Source organism: Cytobacillus oceanisediminis 2691 (assembly GCF_007678455.1).
Classification (GTDB): domain Bacteria; phylum Bacillota; class Bacilli; order Bacillales; family Cytobacillaceae; genus Mesobacillus; species Mesobacillus oceanisediminis_A.
In genome coordinates this window covers 1-328 of sequence record NZ_VEEP01000084.1, presented here as the reverse complement: position 1 = coordinate 328, position 328 = coordinate 1, and the positions used below count along the sequence as shown (strand labels likewise).

Sequence of the window (328 nt, the reverse complement as noted above, 5' to 3'; positions counted from 1 at the left end):
TCTTTCAATACTGCCCAACTATAACCAAACACCTTGTTCTTTGTCTTCCACTCCTTTCCTCACCTCCAACTCACCTTTCATATCTCTCAATACTTCCTCGTCTGTAAATAATTCTAAAGCTGTCACAGCAACACCTTTTCCTCCCTTTACCAACCCTTCCTCTCCCTCTCCTCAACCTGCACCTTCCCTCAACCCAACACTCTCCCCCACCACATTATCACCCCCTATCTTGATATAAGGCTCAATCCTTCCAACCACCTCCCTCATATTACCTCCATCCCTACACCCAATTCCCTCCCTTTCATTCCCTCCAACCTTCTCCCCAAGG

General features: G+C 47.3%; 1 protein-coding gene. It reads right to left on the bottom strand.

Features of this window, described 5'->3' with window-relative positions; translation table 11 throughout:
• Positions 1-18: 18 nt before the first annotated feature.
• Positions 19-153, bottom strand: a complete 135-nt coding sequence (locus FS736_RS25330) for an amidohydrolase (RefSeq protein WP_144481529.1) — start codon at positions 151-153, stop codon at positions 19-21.
• Positions 154-328 lie beyond the last annotated feature (175 nt).